We start from the raw sequence: 3,086 nt of genomic DNA, 5'->3' as shown, positions 1-3,086 counted from the left end.
TTGTTTCCCTTTGCTGCCACTCTTGGGACTGTCGATAGAATTGTTTAATCGACACTGTGTAAACAATGTTTACCACACGTAAGACTGGTGGAGTCTTCTCAAACTCTTTAACAGCATCATGAGCGGCGCGCGCCACAGAGAGGAAGGACGCTTCCGTGGGCGCACTGCCATTTATCGGCTACCAACCATGTCCCCATCTGCACTCATCGCCATGCTGGTCTGGATGCTCATTGCCCAGATACGACGCGCAGGATTGGGAACAGGAATCATCAGAGCGTTAGGCGGAGTAATCGCCTGGGTAATCATCTGGTTCTTCCTCACCTTCCTCGGCGTGATGGTTTGCTCCATGGCTGACCACTACGAGCGCGCTACGGACGAGACCAACGACTCGCCATACTCCAACCCGTATGACGCCGCGCCCGTCAACCCCGGTGAGTAGTACGACCTGAACGAGCAACAGTAGCCGCAGCCGCTAACGTCGAAGACTGTCTTTCTCTCTACTGACTACTGGTCGCCATTGTCATCGGCATCATCGCCGCCAGCGTCCTTAGTGGCGCTGGCGGCTTCGTCGTTGTCCCGGCCCTCATCATTGCCAGCGTGCGACTCATCGTCTCCAGAGGAGTCCTCCGCACTAGGGGAGGACTCCTTAGCAGTCTTGAGCATGTCGTTGAAATCGCGCTGGCTTACACCGACGAGCTCGCGCACGAGTTCTTTAGGTTCCCCTAGGTCGATAATGGACTGCGAGGCTTGACCAATCTTTTCGTTCAACTTGTCTCGTTGCTCAATAAGGCTGAGCAACGAGTTGATGCTCTTCTTCCGGTCGCGCAGCTTACGCTGTTCTTCTTCGAGACGCTGACGCAGTTCCTGACGCTTCTTCAAACTTCTACTTGCGGTAACCATAAACCCACAATGCCAGCGCACACACCGCCCCGCTCCTGACACAAACACCACGCGGGAAGTTCGGCGTAATCGGAAGCAAGCAGTGGACTATCCCTGCAGTCTCTCGACAGCGCTGTAGACCTGCAGCCGTGGGCGCGAGCGCCCTTTTTACAACACACTATATGCACTCTTAGTGTTAATCGGGTTTTGGCTGCTAGACTAGGGCGCATGATGACCCTGCGCGTAGTCAATAGCGGAACAGGTTATGAGTACCTGTTGCGCTCTGTGGCTACCAATGATGGGCCGACAGATGCGCCAAGTTTGTCGAAGTATTACGACGCGAAAGGCACCCCGCCAGGTCGTTGGTTAGGCTCTGGTTTGGCCGGTTTGAACACCGAAACGGTCACCGAAGGTGGGGAAGTTACCGAGTCTCAAATGGCCGCGTTGTATGGCGTAGGTCTGCACCCAGATGCGGATATGAAGATGTCCGAAGGTCAGAAAATCAAAGACGTACAGTTGGGGCGTCCTTTCGCTAATTTCACTAATGATGTGCCGGTTTTGGTGGCACTTCGTGACGCGGAGCGCCGCCATAGGCAGACAACGGGCACGTTGATGAGCAAGCAAGAACGCGCCGAGTTAGTCCAGGATATTGGCCGAGAATTCTTCATTGAAGAACACGGAGTCGAGCCGCAATCGGGCCGGGAAGTCGTCAACTGGGTCAATGGTTTAAAGGACAATGTGCGTCAGTCTGTGTCGGGTTTTGACCTGACTTTTTCGCCTGCTAAGTCCGTGTCGGTGGCGTGGGCATTGTCTGATGAGAAGACCGCGCAGCGTATTGAGGCGCTTCATCACCAGGCCGTAAAGGAAGCTATGGCGTGGGCAGAAGACAACGCTTTGTTTACCCGAGTTGGCAAGCAAGGGCGTGAGCAAGTCAAGACGAAAGGCTTCGTCGCGTCGGAGTTTAAGCACTACGATACGCGCGCAGGAGACCCGGATCTGCACTCGCACGTGCTGGTATCCAACAAGGTTCAGACCGAAGATGGGCGCTGGTTGTCCATCGATGGGTACACCTTGATGAAGTATCATCAGTCGATTTCGCACCGCTATGATTCCATCTTGAACACCCTGCTTTCTAACGAGATGGGCTACACTTTCACCGCCTGCGACCATGGGGTCAACAAGGAACCTACGTGGGAGATTGACGGTATTTCGCAGTCGCTGATGGAGTCTTTTTCCAAGCGTCGACGCGGCGCACAGCCGGTCTATAAGCGACTCGTGGAAGAGTTTGTTGCCGCGCGTGGTGCAACCCCTAACTCGGTTGAGGTGGGTCGGTTGTGGCAGCAAGCTATCTTGGAAACCCGTGATGCAAAGCGTGAACCAGAAAGCCTTGCAGAGCTTCGCGCAGGCTGGAAAGCGGAAGTCTCCGCGCGTGATACTGGGGCAGAGGAACTCGCTGCCATCGCCCAACTTGCCGCAGATTCTGGACGTGATGAGCGTCCAGTCTTTCGTTCCGAGGACCACCTTTCAGGTCTTATCGACGAGGTTTTAGACACCGTTGTCAGACGTCGTTCTTACTTTCGCGCCTCGCATGTAGCGACTGCTGCGGGTGGAAAACTCCAAGGCTATCGCTTCGATTCTCTTTCCGAGCGCGACCTTATCCACGCCACTGTGGTGGAAGCAATTGTTCGCGATAAGGCCATTTCCTTGAATGATTTCGACGTCCTGGAACTGCCCGAAGCCCTGAAGAACTCGGCTGGAAAGGCCCGGGATGCCCGCGCTGATAGCGAGCTTTATACCACCCAGGACATCCTCGATACCGAAGACAAAGCACTGGGCGCACTCAACGAACCGGTGGCCGCATTCGCACCATCTGCAGCGATTGATAAAGCACTGGATGAACACGAAGCAGAGGCTGGGTTCCGCCTTAACGCAGGGCAGGAATCCATGGCCCGCTACCTCCTTACCTGCGGCACACTCGCCGCTACCGGCGTAGGCCCGGCAGGTACTGGCAAGACTGCATCTATGCGTCTGGTTGCCAACGTGTGGGCCAATGAAGGCCGCAACGTGATTGGTCTGGCCCCGTCTGCCCAGGCGGCAGAGGTGTTGTCGAAAGACTTAGGTTTTGATGCTTTTACCATCGACAAACTCACCTACACCTGGCGTGGAAACCACCCAACAAAGCCCGGCCATAGTCTTAAAGACCTTCC

The 3,086-nt window shown here is 55.3% G+C and carries 3 protein-coding genes; 2 read left to right on the top strand and 1 reads right to left on the bottom strand.

Translation table 11 applies throughout. The features are described from left to right. The first annotated feature begins 187 nt into the window (after window positions 1–187). On the top strand, window positions 188–439 hold the full coding sequence (locus HMPREF2935_RS00625; RefSeq protein ID WP_070776360.1) for a hypothetical protein: 252 nt from the start codon (window positions 188–190) through the stop codon (window positions 437–439). 65 nt (window positions 440–504) lie between these two features. Here HMPREF2935_RS00625 and HMPREF2935_RS00620 read toward each other — a convergent pair whose 3' ends face one another. After that, window positions 505–879 (bottom strand): 3-deoxy-D-manno-octulosonate 8-phosphate phosphatase, encoded by a 375-nt coding sequence (locus HMPREF2935_RS00620; protein ID WP_232770592.1) that lies wholly within the window; start codon window positions 877–879, stop codon window positions 505–507. 228 nt (window positions 880–1,107) lie between these two features. Between HMPREF2935_RS00620 and mobF the strand changes: the two genes are divergently transcribed. Then, window positions 1,108–3,086: MobF family relaxase (mobF, locus tag HMPREF2935_RS00615; protein WP_168166277.1), on the top strand; the 1,979-nt coding region annotated here is incomplete at its 3' end.

Origin of the sequence: Corynebacterium sp. HMSC076D02 (genome assembly GCF_001813815.1) — a bacterium.
GTDB classification, from domain to species: Bacteria; Actinomycetota; Actinomycetes; order Mycobacteriales; family Mycobacteriaceae; genus Corynebacterium; species Corynebacterium simulans.
Note: the sequence above shows the minus strand (reverse complement) of the source record. Positions and strands in the feature narration are given on the sequence as shown.

Bases quoted from the DNA above. Each gene is read 5' to 3' on its own strand.
- HMPREF2935_RS00625 (WP_070776360.1), top strand. From the start codon at position 188: ATGTCCCCATCTGCACTCATCGCCATGCTGGTCTGGATGCTCATTGCC.